A 15981-nucleotide genomic window follows, 5' to 3' on the forward strand; every position below is an offset into this window, starting at 1 on the left:
TGTGACTGTAGCTGGCGCGCCGAAGGTGCGCGCGGCGCCTCTTAGCACGGCCTTTGCGAAGCGTCCTAGCTTTCGCCGCATCGCAACATGGGTCTCCGATCAAGCCTCCGTGCAGTCGGGCCGGCTGAGCTTGTGGACGCCCGTCGCCTTCGGTTCGGGCGCCGCGATCTACCTGGCCTTGCCCGCCGAACCGCTCACCCTTGTGGCCGTGATCGCCCTGGTCGTAGCGGCATTGCTGGTCGCCGCCCGGGCGCGCCTCAGTCTTGGACGCATGGCGACCATCGCCTTGACCCTGGCCGCCTTTCTGTTTGCCGGCTTCGCCGCCGGGAAAATTCGCACCCAGACCGTTCGCGCGCCCATCGCCCCGGCTGGCGGCGGCGTACGGTTGATCGAGGGCTTCGTCGTCGATGTCGCCAGTCCTGGGCAGGGCGGTCCGCGCATCCTGATCGCCCCGATCCGGATTAGCGGCCTGGCCCCGGAGGCGACGCCGATTCGCGCGCGGCTCACCTTGTCCGATGACGACGAACTGCCCGCCCCGGGGACCGCCGTCTCCGTGAAGGGCATGATCAACGCGCCGCCGCCTCCCGCGAGTCCCGGGTCCTACGACTTCGCCCGTGACGCCTTCTTCGACGGGGTCGGCGGCGTCGGGTTCGCCCTCACGCCGGCGAGGGTTGTTCAAGCCGATTCGGCTCCCTGGCGGCTGCGGCTGGAAATGCAGGTCAACGCGGTGCGCTGGGCGCTTGCCAAGCGGATCGTCGCGGAGATGGGGGTTGAAAGCGGCGGCCTGGCCGCGGCGATGATCACCGGCCATGAGGCGTTCGTGCCCAAGGAACAGGTCGACGACCTGCGCGCCTCGGGCCTGGCGCACATCATCTCCATTTCCGGACTGCACATGGCGATCGTCGGCGGATTCACCTTCGCGGCAGTCCGCCTTGCGGTGGCCGCTTGGCCCTGGGCGGCGCTGCGGGTGTCCTCCAAGAAGGTGGCGGCGGCGGCCGGCCTGTTGGCCGTAGGGGCCTATCTCGTCATCTCCGGCGCGCCGAGCCCGGCCGAGCGCGCAGCTATTACCGCTGGCGCGGCGTTCCTGGCCATCCTGGTCGATCGGCGGGCCATCAGCCTTCATACCCTGGCGCTGGCCGCCTTGCTGATCATCGCCCTGCAGCCGGAAGCGGTTGCCGCGCCTGGATTTCAGATGTCCTTCGCCGCCACCGCCGCCCTGGTGGCTCTGGCTGAGACCTGGCCCCGTCCGCCACGGGAGATAAATACGCCCTGGCCGATCCGGACCCTCCAGGCGGTGGGCGTCTGGACGGCGGCGAGCCTGGGCGCGAGCTTCGTCGCCGGCTTGGCGACAGGCCCCTTCGCCATGCAGCACTTCAATCGCGTTTCGACCTTTGGGCTGGTGGCCAACCTCGCGACGGCTCCGATCTCGTCCTTCCTGATGATGCCTGCCCTGGCGCTGGGCGCGGTGCTTGCGCCGCTGGGCCTTGGAAGCATTCCGCTCGCGGGGGCCGACCTCGCGATCGACACCATGAATCGTATCGCTTCGATCGTGGCCGATATGCCGGGCAGTCAGCGGATCTTCGCCAGCGCGCCGGCCTGGACCTTGCCGGCGGCGTTCATGGGCCTGCTTTGGCTTTGCCTGTGGAAGGGACCGTTGCGCTGGGCCGGCGTGCCGCTGGCCATGGCGGTCTGGCTGTGTCCGCGGCCGCCGGCGCCGGACATCTGGATCTCGTCGGATGGTTCGGCCGCCGCGGTGCGGAGTGGGGATGAAGCGATCCTGCTGCGCCCGGACGCCAAGCTGTTCGCCGCCGAGCTCTGGGCGCGGAGGCGGGGGCTGACGCCGGCCGGGGCTGAGGCTCGCGACGTTGGCTATGATTGTGATCGCTGGTCCTGCGCGCCTCGTCAGGGCGCCGGCGAACCACGCTTGGCGGCGATCTTCACGCGTCGGGCCTCGACCATCGAGAAGAAGCAGCCGTTGTTCTGCGATTGGGCGGAAGTTGTCGTGATCCGCGGCAAGGCGCCGCCCTGTCCGCGGGCCTTGACCTTAACGGAGGCGGAGTTCGTCCGCGGCGGCTCCGCTGAGCTCTATAGGACCGCGACGGGATGGAAGATCGTGTGGGCGCAGGACCTGCGTGGTCAGCGCCCCTGGACGCTCAGTGGTAGCGGCGGATGAGGCCGACCAGACGGCCTTGAACCTGAACCTGGTCGGGCCCGAAGATGCGGGTCTCGTAGGCCGGGTTGGACGCCTCAAGGGCGACGGAAGCGCCCTTCTTGCGCAGGCGCTTTAGGGTGGCTTCTTCGCCCATGACCAGGGCCACCACGATGTCGCCGGAATTGGCCGTGTCGGTCTTTCGGATGACCACATAGTCGCCGTCGAGAATGCCGGCGTTGATCATCGAGTCACCGGCGATTTCGAGCACGAAGTGCTCGCCGGCGCCGAGAATGGTTTCCGGCACGGGGATCCGGTCGCGTTCCTGCTGGATCGCTTCGATCGGCGTGCCGGCGGCGATGCGGCCCAGGATCGGCAGCTCACGGGTGTCGTTGGCGACCGGCAGGGCAGGCAATTCATCGGCCTCGACCAACTGCGGTTTGAATGGCGAGCGACCCTTCGGCGGCGCCGTGGTCGTCGCCTGCTGCGGAAGCTTCACCACTTCCAGGGCTCGCGCCCGGTGCGGCAGGCGGCGAAGGAAGCCTCGCTCCTCCAGCGCCGTGATGAGCCGGTGAATGCCCGACTTGGACGCCAGGTCCAGCGCCTCCTTCATCTCGTCGAAGGACGGCGAGACCCCGGTTTCCTTGATCCGCTCATGGATGAACATGAGAAGTTCGTGTTGCTTACGGGTGAGCATGGCTGTCGAGCCCTTGAGAACAAAGCGCTAACGTCACGAATGTTCTCTAGGTGTTCCAGGTTAATGTCAAGTTACCGTTGAGCCTTTGAAAAGGCTCGGGTTTCTTGCGCGCCTGAAGCCGAGGATCCGACTCAGGCGAGTAGGGCGCGCGTTGCCGCGGCCACGTCGGCCTGCCGCATCAGGCTCTCGCCGACCAGCATGGCGCGCGCGCCGGAGCGTTCGAGGCGGGTGACGTCCAAGGCATTGAAGATGCCGCTCTCGGTGACTAGCAGCGCGTCTGAAGGCGTCGCTGCGGCCAGCCGCTCAGTGATCGTCAGATCGGTCTCGAAGGTGCGCAGATTGCGATTGTTCACGCCGACCAGATTCGCGCCGAGCTTGCCGGCGCGGGCCATTTCGTCCTCGTCGTGCACCTCGACCAGGGCGTCCATGCCAAGCCGCGCGGCCTCGGCCATCAAGTCGGCGGCCAGGGCGTCGTCGACCATGGCCATGATCACCAGAATGGCGTCGGCGCCGAGCGCCCGGGCTTCCGGCACTTGCCACGGATCGACCAGGAACTCCTTGCGCAGGGCGGGCAGGGCGACGGCGTCGCGCGCGGCGGTGAGGAAGGCGTCGGCGCCCTGGAAACTCGGACCGTCGGTAAGGACCGAGAGGCAGGCCGCGCCGCCGGCCTCATAGGCCTGGGCCAGGCTGGGCGGGTCGAAATCCTCTCGGATCAATCCCTTGGACGGCGACGCCTTCTTGATCTCGGCGATCAGGGCGAGTTTGCCGGGCGCATGCGCCCGTTCCAGCGCGGCGCGGAAGCCGCGCGGCGGCGTCGCCAGCGCAGCGGAGGCTTCCAGGTCAGCCAGCGTGCGCTGTGTTTTGCGCTCGGCGACTTCCTCGCGCTTGTAGGCGGCGATCTTGTCGAGAATGTCGCTCACGCCGTGACCTCGATCAGCTTGTCTAGCGCGGCCTTCGCGCGGCCGTCGTCGATGATCTGGCCGGCCAGCTCGACGCCCTCGCGCAGGGTCTCCACTTTCTCGCCGACCAGGAAGGCGGCGGCGGTGTTGAGCAGCACGATGTCGCGATAGGCGCCCTTGGCCCCGTCCAGCAACTCGCGCAGGGCGGTGGCGTTTTGGGCCGGCGAGCCGCCGGTCAGATCGGCCAGCGAGGCCCGCGGCAAGCCGACCGCCTCGGGCGTGATGCTGAACAGGCGCACCTGGCCGTCGCGATATTCCGCGACGCTGGTCTCCCCCGTGGTGGTCATTTCGTCCATGCCGCCGCCATGCACGACCCAGGCCCGCTCGGCGCCGAGCGCGCCCAGCACGCGGGCGAGAGGTTCGACCCAGCGATCGGCGAACACGCCCATCACCTGCCGTTGCGCGCCGGCCGGGTTGGTCAGCGGGCCCAGCAGGTTGAAGATGGTGCGGAAGCCCAGGTCGGTGCGGATCGGGGCGACGTGGCGCATGGCGCTGTGGTGGGCCGGGGCGAAGAAGAAGGCGACATTGGCGGTGTCCAGCGCCCGCAGCTGCTGCTCGGCTCCGGCGTTCACGTCGACGCCCAGCTCGGCCAGCACGTCCGCCGCGCCTGAGCGCGAGGATACAGCGCGGTTGCCATGCTTGGCGACTTTCAGGCCGCCGCCCGCGGCCACGAACGCCACGGCCGTGGAGACATTGAGGGTGTGCAGCCCGTCGCCACCGGTGCCGCAGACATCCATCACCTGATAGGGGTGCTCCAGCGTGACGGCGGCCTTGCGCATGGCGCGGGCGCAGGCGGTGATCTCGCCGGTCGTCTCGCCGCGCATGCGCATGGCGGTGACCGCGGCGGCGACCTGAGCCGGGGTCGGCTCGCCGCGCAGGCAGGCGGCGAAGAATTCGCCGGCGTCGTCTTCCGTCAGGGTTCCGCCATCCGCCAGGCGGCCCAGAAGCGGCTTGAAAGCATCGGACATGTCGAGGGTCTCTTAGGCGTCGACCAGGGGCTCAACGCCCGCGAGCTTGAGGAAGTTGGCCAGCATGGCGTGGCCGCCCTCGGTGGCGATGGATTCCGGGTGGAACTGGACGCCGTGCACCGGCCGGGTGCGGTGTTGGAAGCCCATGATCTCGCCGTCTTCGGTCCAGCCGGTGACTTCCAGCGCCTCCGGCAAGGTCGATTTCTCGACCGAAAGGCTGTGATAGCGCGTCGCCGTGAACGGGTTGGGCAGGCCGGCGAACAGGCCCTTGCCCTCGTGTTCGATCGGGCTGGTCTTGCCGTGCATGATCGCCTTGGCGCGCACGACATCGCCGCCATAGGCCTGGCCGATCGCCTGGTGGCCCAGGCAGACCCCGAGGATCGGCAGGTCGTCAGGCGCGGCGGCCAGGAGCTCCAGGCATATGCCGGCTTCGTTGGGCGTGCAGGGGCCGGGGGAGAGCAGGATCCCCTGCGGCTTGAGACCCAGCGCCTCGTCGACGCTCAGTGCGTCGTTGCGATAGACGAGCGTCTCCGCACCCAGCTCGTTCAGATAGTGAACCAGGTTGTAGGTGAAGCTGTCGTAGTTATCGATCACCAGGATCATAAGCGTTCTCTAGGCTCCGCTTGGCCCCGCGCCAAGTCTGAAGGATTGCAGGGGCCGCTTGTTCGCAAGATGCTGTTCGTATGACGCCAGCCGATTCCGTCCTCGATCGCGACCAGATGGCCTATGCGCGGAAGCTGCTGCGGCCGCCGGTCGATCGTGAGCGGGCCTGGCCGGCCCTGGGCGCTGCAGCGTTAGCCGCGCTGGCGGCCTTGGCGCTGGCGGGGGCGATGATCACCGCACCGCCCGTCACCACCACGCACGTCGTCCAGCGCACGCCCTGATCGTCAGACGAATCGCCAGGATTCCTCGGCCGCGCGGCGCAGAGCTCGCGCCTTGTGCAGGGTCTCGTCGTATTCGGCGTCCGCGTCGCTGTCGGCGACTACGCCACCGCCGGCCTGGACGTACATCTGGCCGTCCTTGAAGCAGGCGGTGCGCAGCACGATGCAGGTGTCCACCGAGCCGTCGGCGCCAAAGTAACCGACCGCTCCGGCGTAGGCGATGCCGCGCTTCTCGAGCTCGAGTTCGTCGATGATCTCCATCGCCCGCACCTTGGGCGCGCCGGAGAGCGTACCGGCCGGCAGGGCGGCCATCAGCACATCCACTGGGTCCAGGCCCTCGGGGGCGTCGCCCTCGACGTTGGAGACCAGGTGCATGACGTGGCTGTAGCGCTCGACGAAATAGGAGTCGGTCACGCGCACCCGCGGCCCGCGGAAGGCCTGCGGCGGTTGATTGGCGCCCTGCTGCTTCAGCATCGCCACCCGGCCGACGTCGTTGCGGCCGAGGTCCAGCAGCATCAGGTGCTCGGCTCGTTCCTTCGGGTCGGCGATCAGCTCGGCTTCCAGCGCCCGGTCTTCCTCGGGGGTGGCGCCGCGCGGCCGGGTGCCGGCGATCGGACGGATGGTGATCTTGCCGTCACGCAGCCGCACCAGGATCTCGGGGCTCGATCCGGCCAGCTGGAAGTCGCCGAAGTTCAGGTAGAACAGGAACGGCGAGGGGTTCATTCGCCGCAGCGAGCGATAGAGCGCGAACGGATCGTGCGCGAACGGCGCGCGGAACCGATGGCTGGGCACCACCTGGAATATGTCGCCGGCCAGGATGTAGTCCTTCGCCCTGGCGACGATGCGGTGATAGTCCTCGCGGCTCACCGGGGTGGTGAAGCTGTCGGGCTCGGGCGTCGCCGCGCCGGTCAGGGGCGGGGCCGCCTTGCGCAGATCCGAGGCCACCTCGGCCAGTCGGGCCTGGGCGTCCTCGTAAGCCGCCCTGGCCGAGATCTCAGAGGGCCGCACCGTGGTGACCAGGACGATCTCCTGGGCGATGGCGTCGAAGATGGCGACCATCGAGGGGCGGATCATCAGCCCGTCGGGCAGGTCCAGCGGATCGGGGTTGATGTTCGGCAGGCGCTCGACCAGCCGGATCATGTCGTAGCCGATCGCCCCGAACACGCCGGCCGACATCGGCGGCAGCCCAGCCGGGAGGTCGAGCCGCGAGCGCGCGACCAGGTCACGCAGCGAATCGAGCGCTCCACCGGCCTGCGATTGGAAGCGGCCGGCCGCGATGTCGGGCCCGACTGCGATCTCCGCCTTGTCGCCTCGGCACCTCCAGACGAGGTCGGGCTTCATGGCGATGACGGAGTAGCGGCCCCGGTGGGCGCCGCCTTCCACGGATTCGAACAGGAAGGCGTACGGCCTTCCATGAGCGATCTTCAGATAGGCCGAGACCGGGGTCTCCAGATCGTCGATCAAGCGGGTCCAAACGACCTGCGGCGCGCCTTGAGCATATTTCGTCTCAAAGTCCGCAAACGCAGGGTCGATCGTCACTTGGTCTTCTCCGTCTTCGCGGCCGGTTCACCGGCCTTTCCCTTTTCAAGCGGCGGCAGGCCCAGGGCCGCACGCGCCTTGTCCGGATAGATCCGGGCCTTGACGTCGGCGCGAGCCGAGTTGCGCGCCGAAGCGCCCAGGTCGCGGAACAGCGCCATCGTCACCTGCGGACGCACGTCCTCGGTGATGCGGGCCAAGGTCGATCCGCTGGGCGCGCGCACGGCGTCCAGCTTGGCGACGATCAGGCCGAACGAGGTGTGCTCGGCGGTGAACACCTCGCCGGGCTTGGCGCCGAAGGCTTTCACCAGCGCATCGCGCGACAGGGCCGTGCTCTGCGCGGCGTTCTGGCGGTCCAGGCCGGTCACATGCACGACCTTGGCGCCGGCGGAGGCCGCCACGGCGTCCAGGCTCTCGCCCTTGCGCACGCGGGCGGCCAGTTCATCGGCGCGGGCCTGCAGCTTCTTGACCATTTCGCGCATCATCCAGAAGCGGGCCAGCTGCGGCTTGACCTCGGCCAGCGGCGGCAGCGCCTTGGGCATGACGCGGTCGACGCGCACGGCGAAGTACTCGCCATTGCCCAGCTCCTGGACTTCGCTCTCGCCGCCCTGCGGCAGGCCATAGGCGACGTCGAGGATCTTCTGGTTCACGCCGCCGACCGGCTGGCCTTGCGGACCCTGGCCCTGCTGGGTCACCGGCCCGACCGTGAAGGTGGGCACGCCGGCCTTCTTGGCGGCGTCGAGGAGGTTGGAGCCCTCCGAGCGGGCGTCGTCATAGGCTTGGCTGAGGGCGTAGACCTTCTCGGCCGCCGCGTCCTTGCGCAGTTCAGCCTCGATCTGCGGGCGAACCTGGTCGAGCGTAACGGCCTGGCCGGCCGTGACCTTGGTCACCTTGACTACTGCCGAGCCGAGGTCGCCCTGGATGGCCGAGACCTGACCTTCCTTCATGGTGAAGGCGCCCGCGCCGACGCGCTTGTCGGCCACGGCGCTTTGCGGCTTGTCGGCATAAATAATGGCTTCCACGCCCAGCGACTTGGCGATCGCGGCGGGATCCTCGCCCTTGGCCAGGCGAGCTGCCGCTGCTTGGGCCGCGGCGGCGTCCTTCGCCGGGATCTGCACCAGCGAGCGCGTCTCGGGGCGCGAGAGCGTGTCCTTGCGGAAGTTGAAGCGCTTCTGCACCTCGGCCTCGTCGATCGGCAGGTTCGCCGCGACCATGGCCGGGGTGAAGGCGACGACGGTGACGACGCGGAATTCCGGGCGGGTCAGGCGCGCCGCATTTTCCTTCATGAAGGCTTCCAACTGCGCGTCGGTCGGCGCGGTCGGAGCCGACACGCTGCGCGGGTCGAGGGCGAAGTAGCCGACGTCGCGGCCTTCCAGCTCGAACACGGCGCCCAGGGCGCTGTAGGCGCGCGGCACGCGCAGGCCGTTGACCATGGCCGAGGCCGCATGGGACTCGGCGATCTGATCGCGCATCATCATTTCGAAGCGCGTCGTCGTCAGACCGTTCTCGGCCAGGCGCTGCTCATAGAGCGCCTTGTCGAAAGCGCCGGAGATCGGGTTGAAGAAAGCTGGGATCTTCCGCAGCTCGGCCTCCATCAGCCGGTCCGAGGGACGGATCCCGATGCGGCTGAGCATTTCGCCGAACGACTCGCGGGTGGCGATCTCTTCGAGCAGCCGCCGGTCGAGGCCGGCCTGGACGGCCTCCTCGATCGAGATCGGACGCTTGGCCTGTTGCTCGGCGTTCTTGCGGAAATTGTCGAACTCCCGGCGGAAGTCCGGGCCGGACACGCTGCGCGAGCCGGCGATCACCACATCGTTGGTGAAATTGCCTTTGAAGACATCGTTGATGCCGAAGATCGCAAAGCTGATGACCAAGAGGCCGATCAGCACAGCGGCGACCCATGATTTAGCGAATTGTCGGGTGGCGGACAGCATTTGACCCTACCGGAGCCCCTTCGGCGCGAACGTGGAACGGCGGGTATAGTGGAGGCGGCTTCCCCCCCGCAAGGAGGTGACAGAAGAAGCTGCTTGGCTTAACGCCCTCCAACCCATGAATTTCGAGGCAGACATGACTTCTCCGACCCCCCTGATCGCCGGCAATTGGAAGATGAATGGGGTCGGTGCGTCGCTCGCTGAGGCTCAGGCGGTCGCAGAGAATCTCGGCGCGACCACGGCGCGCGTGGCGATTTGCCCGCCCTCGACCCTCATCGGTCGGGCCGCCTCGGCGCTGCAGGGCTCGGCCGTCCTGGTCGGCGGGCAGGATTGCCGGGCCGAGGTCTCGGGGGCTTACACCGGCGACGTCGCCGCTGAGATGCTCGCCGACGCCGGCGCCAGCCTGGTGATCCTCGGGCACTCCGAGCGTCGTTCCTACTATGCCGAGAGCGACGCCGACGTGGCCGCCAAGGTCGCCGCCGCGCTGCGCGCTGGCCTTGAGCCAATCGTTTGTGTCGGCGAGACTCTCGACGAACGTGAGGCCGGTAAGGCCCTGGAGGTCGTGACCAGGCAGGTGAGGGGCTCTCTGCCCGCTGAGTTGGCCGGCAAGGCCTTTGCGGTCGCCTACGAGCCAGTCTGGGCTATTGGCACGGGCCTGACGCCCACCACGCCGGAGATCGAGGAAGTCCACGTCGCGATCCGCGCGGCGCTGGTCGAGCTCTTCGGCGAGCACGGCAAGGCGCCCCCGATTCTCTACGGCGGCTCGGTGAAGCCCTCGAACGCGGCCGAGATTCTGCATGCGGCCGAGGTCGGCGGCGCGCTCGTTGGCGGCGCCTCGCTGAAGGCCGAAGACTTCCTCGGGATCATCAAGGCGATCTAGGCCGACGGGCCTTTGAGCTCCACCGTATTGCCCTCTGGGTCCTTGATGTAGATCGAGGGTCCTTCACCTTCAGCGCCATAGCGAGGGCCCTCGTCGTCGATCTCGACGCCGTGCGCGGCGAGGTGAGCCCGGATCGCGGCATCGTCGAAAGGACGGATCGCCAGCGCGAAGTGATCAAGATTGCGCCCCTCCGGCCCCGGGGCGGCGCCGCCGAGCGCGCCCAGCCTGCCGTCGATGGTGACTAGGTCGATCAACGAGCTGCCGACGCGAATGTGCGTAAGGCCGAGTTCGGGGCGATCCCAGTCGACCGGGCAGCCAAGCACGTCGCGGTAGAAGGCGACCATCCTTTCCTTATCGACGACGCGAAGGACGATGTGGTCGAAGCCTGCTGGCGAAATCGGATGGGTCATACATCTCACCTAGGGCACCGGGCGAACGTTGCTAGAGCAGCAGGCCGAACAGGCGGCAATCGCGGTGTTCGCCATCGCGCAGCACGTGGCCGCGCAGCAGCCCTTCCTCCTCGAAGCCGAGCTTCTCCAGCAAGGCGTCTGAGCGGCGATTGCCCAGGTGCGTGCGGGCCGCCAAGCGTCGCACGCCCATCGTTGCGGCGAAGGAGATCACCGATCGCATGGCTTCCAACGCATATCCCCGGCCCCATGCGCCCCGGCCGAGGAGGAACCCGACTTCCGCCCGCTTGTGCCAGCGGTCGATGTCCGAAAGATCGCAGGCGCCGATGAACTGGCCGGCGCCGAGCGTGCGGATAGTCCAGTGCACTGCTTTGCCGGCGTCGGCGTCGGCCACCTGGCCCTCGACAATGGCCCGTACGAGATCGGGATCGTCGATTTCCGGCACGTCCCAATGGGCCATAACTTCGGCGTCGCTCAGGATAGGGAACAGGTGTTCGGCGTCCGCGACCGCCAGAGGGCGAAGGCTGAGACGTTCAGTTTCGAGAATCATGGACTTGCCTGCGCGATGCGACGCCCTAGCTATGGCCTTACGCGCAGCCTAGTGGTAGAGCGCGCGCTTCATTTCGGCGCGGGGTGACCGGCCGGAGGCACTGGATACGTCATGCTCCTCGGCATTTTGCTCACTATTCACGTCATCGTTTGCATCGCCCTGATCGGCATCGTGCTGCTTCAGCGGTCCGAAGGCGGAGCCCTCGGCATGGGGGGCGGCAATACCGGCTTCATGACGGCTCGCGGCGCTGGCGACCTGCTGACCCGCACCACCTGGATCCTCGGCTCGGTCTTCTTCGTCCTCAGCCTTGTGCTGACGATGCTGGCCGGCCAGGAGCGCGGCGCCTCGTCGGTCGTCGATCGGATCAAGGTCCAGAGCATCGATCCGAGCAAGCTGAACCAACCCGCAGCGCCTCAGCCAACGGCGCCCGGCGCCGCTCCCGCGCCGCTCACGGCTCCGACCCCGCAGGTCCGCAACCCCTTCACCGGCGACGCGGGCGCGCAGGGCCAACCGGCCCAGCCCGCTCCGGCCGCGCCGTCCAACCCCTAAGTCCCAGAGTCATCGTGAAACCTGATCAAAAGCCGCTTCGGCGGCTCGTTCGGCGTTTGCGTGAGGCCTCACCGGCCGAACGCGGTTCGAAATCCACAAGCTTTGGCGAATCGCCGCAGCGCGCTCCGCGCGAATCACTGGTACTCTGAACGCCCATGGCCCGGTACATCTTCATCACCGGCGGCGTGGTTTCCTCTCTTGGAAAAGGTCTCGCGTCCGCCGCCCTCGGCGCGCTGCTGCAGGCACGCGGCTACAAAGTCCGTCTGCGTAAGCTCGATCCCTATTTGAACGTCGATCCAGGGACGATGAGTCCCTATCAGCACGGCGAGGTCTTCGTGACCGACGACGGCGCTGAGACCGACCTCGACCTTGGTCACTACGAGCGCTTCACCGGCGTGAGCGCGACCAAGGCGGACAACATCACCACCGGTCAGATCTACAAGACGATCATCGAGAAGGAGCGTCGCGGCGACTATCTCGGCGCGACCGTCCAGGTGATCCCGCACGTCACCGACGAAATCCGCAATTTCGTGCTGTCGGACCCGGGCGAGGGCGTCGATTTCGTGCTGGTGGAGATCGGCGGCACCGTCGGCGACATCGAGGGCCTGCCGTTCTTCGAGGCGATCCGCCAGCTCGGCCAGGAGCTGCCGCGCGGTCATGCCTGCTACATCCACCTGACCTTGCTGCCGTACATCAAGACGGCCGGCGAGATGAAGACCAAGCCGACCCAGCACTCCGTCAAGGAGCTGCGCTCGATCGGCATTCAGCCCGACATCCTGCTTTGCCGTTGCGAGCAGGAGATCCCGGCCGGTGAACGCCGCAAGATCGGCCAGTTCTGCAATGTGCGGGAAAGCGCCGTGATCCAGGCGATGGACTCGCCGAACATCTATCACGTGCCGCTCGACTACCACGCCCAAGGTCTCGATCGCGAAGTGCTGTCGGTCTTCGGCCTCCTGGAAACCGCTCCGGCCCCGGACCTGTCGCGCTGGCAGGCGATCTCCAACACCCTGACCAACCCGGACGGCGAGGTGAACATCGCCATCGTCGGCAAGTACACCGGCCTGACCGACGCCTATAAGTCGCTGGTCGAAGCCTTGGTGCATGGCGGCGTCGCCAACAATGTCCGCGTCAAGTTCGACTGGATCGAGGGCGAAGCCTTCGAGCGCGAGGAGGGGCTAATCTCCGAACGCCTGACCGGCGTCCACGGCGTCCTGGTCCCCGGCGCGTTCGGCGAGCGCGGCTCTGAAGGCATGATCCGCGCGGTCCGGTTCGCCCGAGAGCACGAGGTCCCGTACTTCGGCATCTGTTTCGGCATGCAGATGGCGATGATCGAAGCTGCGCGGAACCTGGCAGGCATCAAGCAGGCCTCGTCCACCGAGTTCGGCCCGACTTCCGAGCCGATCGTCGGCCTGATGACCGAGTGGGTGCGCGGCAACGAACGCGAGACCCGCAAGGAAGGCGACGATCTGGGCGGCACCATGCGCCTGGGCTCCTACGAGGCGATCCTGACCGAGGGCTCCAAGGTCGCGGAGATCTATGGCTCCCCGACCATCAGCGAGCGGCATCGCCACCGCTACGAGGTCAATATCGGCTACCGGGAGGCCATCGAGAACACTGGCCTGTCCTTCTCCGGCCTCTCGCCGGACGGCGTGCTGCCGGAGATCTGCGAGCGCGCCGATCACCCCTGGTTCGTCGGCGTCCAGTTCCACCCGGAACTGAAGAGCCGCCCGTTCGATCCGCACCCGCTGTTCACCGGCTTCATCGGTGCGGCGAAGGAGCGGAGCCGCCTGGTCTAGCGACCTGCCGCTTTTCCCTCCCCAGCGCGGGGAGGGAAGGTTAGGCTCGCGCCATGCTCAGCCGCGAAGACGTCCGTCGCATCGCCCTTGCTCAGCCTGAGGCCTATGAGGCCGACCACCACGGCATGCCGTCGTTCCGGGTGGGCAAGAAGATCTTCTGTACGATCCACCAGGATCGTCCGCGGACCATGCTCAAGCTCGATCCCGAGGATCAGCGGAACCTGAGCGAGGGCGCCCCTGATGTGATCGAACCTGTGCCTGGCTACTGGGGCCGCAATGGCTCGACGTTCGTGTGGTTTGAGAGAATCGAAGAGCCCCGGTTGGACGATTTGATGCGCATGGCCTGGGCTCAAGTCGCCTCAAAGGCCTTGCAGGCCAAGGTTTTTCAGACAATTCACAAGGGCGGTTGAAACCGCGGACGTTTTCCGGCATACACCCGCGCTCACGTCGGCGGCCGCCCGTTCGGCCGCCTTCTCCATTTTCTACGCCTGCGAGATTTTCCGATGGCCGTTCCGAAGCGAAAAGTATCCCCCTCGCGGCGCAACATGCGACGCTCGCACCACGCGCTGGGCGCCAACTCCTATGTCGAAGACAAGGAAACCGGCGAACTGAAGCGCCCGCACCACGTCGACCTGAAGACCGGCATGTACAAGGGCCGTCAGGTCATCACGCCGAAGGCCGACTAAGCCTTCAGCGATCCGGCGCCTGCCGCGCCGACGAGTTTCAGATCCCCCGCCTGGGCCTCCAGGCGGGGGATTTTGCTTTTGGGCTGTCGATTTGCCCCGGGCGGAGAAGGTGGCTAAACGGTCGCGCGCCTTCCCGCCAAAGCCTGGAGCTCCCATGACCGAGATCGTCGACATCACCGCCCGCGAAATCCTGGATAGCCGGGGCAATCCGACGGTCGAGGTGGACGTCGTCCTCGAGGACGGTTCGCTCGGCCGCGCCGCCGTGCCGTCCGGCGCCTCCACCGGCGCCCACGAGGCCGTCGAGAAGCGCGATGGCGACAAGAGCCGCTACGGCGGCAAGGGCGCCCTGGCCGCCGTCGAGGCCGTCAACGGTGAGATCTACGACGCGCTTTCGGGCTTCGACGCCGAGGACCAGCGCCGGCTCGACCAGCGCCTGATCGAACTGGACGGCACGCCGAACAAGGCTCGCCTGGGCGCGAACGCCATCCTCGGCGTCAGCCTCGCGACCGCCAAGGCCGCGGCGATCAGCGCCGGCCTGCCGCTCTACAAGTATGTTGGCGGCGTCTCGGCTCGCGTGCTGCCGGTTCCGATGATGAACATCATCAACGGCGGGGCTCATGCCGATAACCCGATCGACATCCAGGAATTCATGATCCTGCCCACCGGCGCGACCACCTTCGCCGAGGGGCTGCGCATGGGCGCCGAGATCTTCCACGGCCTCAAGAAGGCTCTCAAGGACGCCGGCCACAACACCAACGTCGGTGACGAGGGCGGATTCGCCCCGAATATCGGTTCGGCCGAAGAGGCGCTGGCCTTCATCGTCAAGGCGGGCGAGGCGGCCGGCTACAAGGCCGGCGACGACTTCCAGCTTGGCCTCGACGTGGCCTCCACCGAGTTCTTCAAGGGCGGCAAGTATGTGCTGGAAGGCGAGGGCAAGACCCTCGATCCGGCCGGTATGGTCAAGTACCTGGAAGGTCTGGTCAAAAACTTCCCGATCGTAAGCATCGAAGACGGCGCCGCAGAGGACGATCTCGAGGGCTGGAAGCTGCTGACCGAGGCCCTCGGCGCCAAGGTCCAACTGGTCGGCGACGACCTGTTCGTCACCAATCCCGCCCGTCTCTCGATGGGCATCGACAAGGGCCTGGCCAATTCCATCCTGGTGAAGGTCAACCAGATCGGCACGCTGTCGGAGACCATGGACGCGGTCGATATGGCCCATCGCGCCGGCTACACCTCGGTGATGAGCCACCGCTCGGGCGAGACCGAGGACTCGACCATCGCCGACTTGGCCGTCGCAATGAACTGCGGTCAGATCAAGACCGGCTCGCTGGCCCGCTCGGACCGCACCGCTAAGTACAACCAGCTTCTGCGTATCGAGGAAGAACTGGGCGATCAGGCGATCTACCTCGGCGCCAAGGCGCTAAAGCAACGCTAGAGCCGGCGGCAGGCGCGGCCCCCGCAAGGGCTGCGCCGGTCTGCGCCGTCGCTCCCCGCCGCACGTCGTGAATACGGGGGCGTAGCCATCGCCCGGCGATCTCTACGTATGGAACCGGCGGCGCCTTGTGGGCGTACATCGTGGCCACGAGCCCGCGCACGAATTTCCCCCTTCTCGCCCCCGCATGGGGGAAGTTGTAACCGGAAATTAAGCACAATTGCGTGAGATGACGTTGTTCAGGAGTCCTCGATTCGACCGTGTTTGCGCGCCTCCGCCCATATCTGCCGACAGCGGCGCTCGCGTTCCTGATCTTCTATTTCGGGTTCCACGCTTTCACGGGCGAGCGTGGCCTTTTGTCTTCCACGCAAAGGGACGCCACGCTTGCGGCCAAGTCGCAGGAACTGGCGCAGCTGCGTACCCAAAGGCAGGATCTCGAAGCACGTGCTCGCCTTTTGCGCGATACAAGCTTGTCGGCTGACCTACTGGAAGAACGTGCCCGTTCCCTGCTAGGTTTCAGCCACCCGAACGACTATGTGGTCCGCGTGAAGCCTTAGGGC

Annotated in this window: 17 protein-coding genes; 9 read left to right on the plus strand and 8 right to left on the minus strand. The window is 67.2% G+C overall.

Annotated elements, in window-relative coordinates:
• Window position 1 precedes the first annotated feature (1 nt).
• Window positions 2-2173, plus strand: a complete 2172-nt coding sequence (locus AC1DQJ_RS06900; protein ID WP_477601578.1) for a ComEC/Rec2 family competence protein — start codon at window positions 2-4, stop codon at window positions 2171-2173.
• Here AC1DQJ_RS06900 and lexA read toward each other — a convergent pair.
• The 4 genes from lexA to AC1DQJ_RS06920 all read right to left on the minus strand — a co-directional run bounded on the left by lexA (window position 2154) and on the right by AC1DQJ_RS06920 (window position 5376).
• Window positions 2154-2846, minus strand: coding sequence for a transcriptional repressor LexA (lexA, locus tag AC1DQJ_RS06905; RefSeq protein ID WP_477601580.1), 693 nt, complete (start codon window positions 2844-2846; stop codon window positions 2154-2156). The genes AC1DQJ_RS06900 and lexA overlap by 20 nt on opposite strands.
• 131 nt (window positions 2847-2977) lie before the next feature.
• Window positions 2978-3766, minus strand: a complete 789-nt coding sequence (gene trpC, locus AC1DQJ_RS06910; RefSeq protein WP_477601582.1) for an indole-3-glycerol phosphate synthase TrpC — start codon at window positions 3764-3766, stop codon at window positions 2978-2980.
• On the minus strand, window positions 3763-4773 hold the full coding sequence (gene trpD / locus AC1DQJ_RS06915) for an anthranilate phosphoribosyltransferase (RefSeq protein WP_477601584.1): 1011 nt from the start codon (window positions 4771-4773) through the stop codon (window positions 3763-3765). Before trpD ends, trpC begins: the two co-directional genes overlap by 4 nt.
• Window positions 4774-4785: 12 nt before the next feature.
• A complete protein-coding gene (locus AC1DQJ_RS06920) occupies window positions 4786-5376 on the minus strand; it encodes an anthranilate synthase component II (RefSeq protein WP_477601586.1) in 591 nt (196 codons plus the stop codon).
• Between the two features lie 80 nt (window positions 5377-5456).
• Here AC1DQJ_RS06920 and AC1DQJ_RS06925 point away from each other — a divergent pair, with 80 nt between their 5' ends.
• On the plus strand, window positions 5457-5657 hold the full coding sequence (locus AC1DQJ_RS06925) for a hypothetical protein (protein ID WP_477601588.1): 201 nt from the start codon (window positions 5457-5459) through the stop codon (window positions 5655-5657).
• A 3-nt stretch (window positions 5658-5660) separates the two neighbouring features.
• Here the strand turns inward: AC1DQJ_RS06925 and trpE are convergent, their stop codons facing one another.
• Both trpE and AC1DQJ_RS06935 read right to left on the minus strand, forming a co-directional pair.
• Complete coding sequence (gene trpE / locus AC1DQJ_RS06930) at window positions 5661-7193, minus strand: anthranilate synthase component I (protein ID WP_477601590.1); 1533 nt, start codon at window positions 7191-7193, stop codon at window positions 5661-5663.
• Window positions 7190-9124, minus strand: a complete 1935-nt coding sequence (locus AC1DQJ_RS06935) for a peptidylprolyl isomerase (RefSeq protein ID WP_477601592.1) — start codon at window positions 9122-9124, stop codon at window positions 7190-7192. The genes trpE and AC1DQJ_RS06935 overlap by 4 nt, the downstream gene beginning before the upstream one ends.
• Before the next feature lie 133 nt (window positions 9125-9257).
• On the opposite strand from AC1DQJ_RS06935, the gene tpiA reads away from it, so the two are divergent.
• A complete protein-coding gene (gene tpiA / locus AC1DQJ_RS06940) occupies window positions 9258-10001 on the plus strand; it encodes a triose-phosphate isomerase (RefSeq protein WP_477601594.1) in 744 nt (247 codons plus the stop codon).
• Here the strand turns inward: tpiA and AC1DQJ_RS06945 are convergent.
• Complete coding sequence (locus AC1DQJ_RS06945) at window positions 9998-10411, minus strand: VOC family protein (protein ID WP_477601596.1); 414 nt, start codon at window positions 10409-10411, stop codon at window positions 9998-10000. The two genes, tpiA and AC1DQJ_RS06945, sit on opposite strands and share 4 nt — an antisense overlap.
• A gap of 31 nt (window positions 10412-10442) precedes the next feature.
• Complete coding sequence (locus tag AC1DQJ_RS06950) at window positions 10443-10958, minus strand: GNAT family N-acetyltransferase (RefSeq protein WP_477601598.1); 516 nt, start codon at window positions 10956-10958, stop codon at window positions 10443-10445.
• Between the two features lie 111 nt (window positions 10959-11069).
• On the opposite strand from AC1DQJ_RS06950, the gene secG reads away from it, so the two are divergent.
• From secG to AC1DQJ_RS06980, 6 genes are all read left to right on the plus strand, one after another.
• Window positions 11070-11507 carry a preprotein translocase subunit SecG gene (secG, locus tag AC1DQJ_RS06955; RefSeq protein ID WP_477601600.1) on the plus strand — a complete coding sequence of 146 codons (438 nt, stop codon included), beginning with the start codon at window positions 11070-11072 and terminating at the stop codon, window positions 11505-11507.
• A gap of 155 nt (window positions 11508-11662) precedes the next feature.
• Window positions 11663-13303: a CTP synthase gene (locus AC1DQJ_RS06960; protein ID WP_477601602.1), complete on the plus strand. Its 1641-nt coding sequence runs from the start codon at window positions 11663-11665 to the stop codon at window positions 13301-13303.
• Between the two features lie 53 nt (window positions 13304-13356).
• A complete protein-coding gene (locus tag AC1DQJ_RS06965; protein WP_477601604.1) occupies window positions 13357-13713 on the plus strand; it encodes an MmcQ/YjbR family DNA-binding protein in 357 nt (118 codons plus the stop codon).
• Window positions 13714-13806: 93 nt separating this feature from the next.
• The gene (gene rpmF / locus AC1DQJ_RS06970; protein ID WP_056018768.1) at window positions 13807-13989 is read left to right on the plus strand and encodes a 50S ribosomal protein L32; all 183 of its coding nucleotides are present in this window, start codon (window positions 13807-13809) and stop codon (window positions 13987-13989) included.
• Between the two features lie 154 nt (window positions 13990-14143).
• On the plus strand, window positions 14144-15424 hold the full coding sequence (gene eno / locus AC1DQJ_RS06975) for a phosphopyruvate hydratase (protein WP_477601606.1): 1281 nt from the start codon (window positions 14144-14146) through the stop codon (window positions 15422-15424).
• A 257-nt stretch (window positions 15425-15681) separates the two neighbouring features.
• The gene (locus tag AC1DQJ_RS06980) at window positions 15682-15978 is read left to right on the plus strand and encodes an FtsB family cell division protein (RefSeq protein ID WP_477601608.1); all 297 of its coding nucleotides are present in this window, start codon (window positions 15682-15684) and stop codon (window positions 15976-15978) included.
• Window positions 15979-15981: the final 3 nt, after the last annotated feature.

Source organism: Phenylobacterium sp. P4_E10 (genome assembly GCF_056401675.1).

Coding starts and splice junctions, on each gene's coding strand:
- lexA (WP_477601580.1), bottom strand. CDS start 2,846: ATGCTCACCCGTAAGCAACACGAACTTCTCATGTTCATCCATGAGCGG.
- trpD (WP_477601584.1), bottom strand. CDS start 4,773: ATGTCCGATGCTTTCAAGCCGCTTCTGGGCCGCCTGGCGGATGGCGGA.
- AC1DQJ_RS06920 (WP_477601586.1), bottom strand. CDS start 5,376: ATGATCCTGGTGATCGATAACTACGACAGCTTCACCTACAACCTGGTT.
- AC1DQJ_RS06925 (WP_477601588.1), top strand. CDS start 5,457: ATGACGCCAGCCGATTCCGTCCTCGATCGCGACCAGATGGCCTATGCG.
- AC1DQJ_RS06935 (WP_477601592.1), bottom strand. CDS start 9,124: ATGCTGTCCGCCACCCGACAATTCGCTAAATCATGGGTCGCCGCTGTG.
- tpiA (WP_477601594.1), top strand. CDS start 9,258: ATGACTTCTCCGACCCCCCTGATCGCCGGCAATTGGAAGATGAATGGG.
- AC1DQJ_RS06945 (WP_477601596.1), bottom strand. CDS start 10,411: ATGACCCATCCGATTTCGCCAGCAGGCTTCGACCACATCGTCCTTCGC.
- AC1DQJ_RS06950 (WP_477601598.1), bottom strand. CDS start 10,958: ATGATTCTCGAAACTGAACGTCTCAGCCTTCGCCCTCTGGCGGTCGCG.
- secG (WP_477601600.1), top strand. CDS start 11,070: ATGCTCCTCGGCATTTTGCTCACTATTCACGTCATCGTTTGCATCGCC.
- AC1DQJ_RS06960 (WP_477601602.1), top strand. CDS start 11,663: ATGGCCCGGTACATCTTCATCACCGGCGGCGTGGTTTCCTCTCTTGGA.
- AC1DQJ_RS06965 (WP_477601604.1), top strand. CDS start 13,357: ATGCTCAGCCGCGAAGACGTCCGTCGCATCGCCCTTGCTCAGCCTGAG.
- rpmF (WP_056018768.1), top strand. CDS start 13,807: ATGGCCGTTCCGAAGCGAAAAGTATCCCCCTCGCGGCGCAACATGCGA.
- eno (WP_477601606.1), top strand. CDS start 14,144: ATGACCGAGATCGTCGACATCACCGCCCGCGAAATCCTGGATAGCCGG.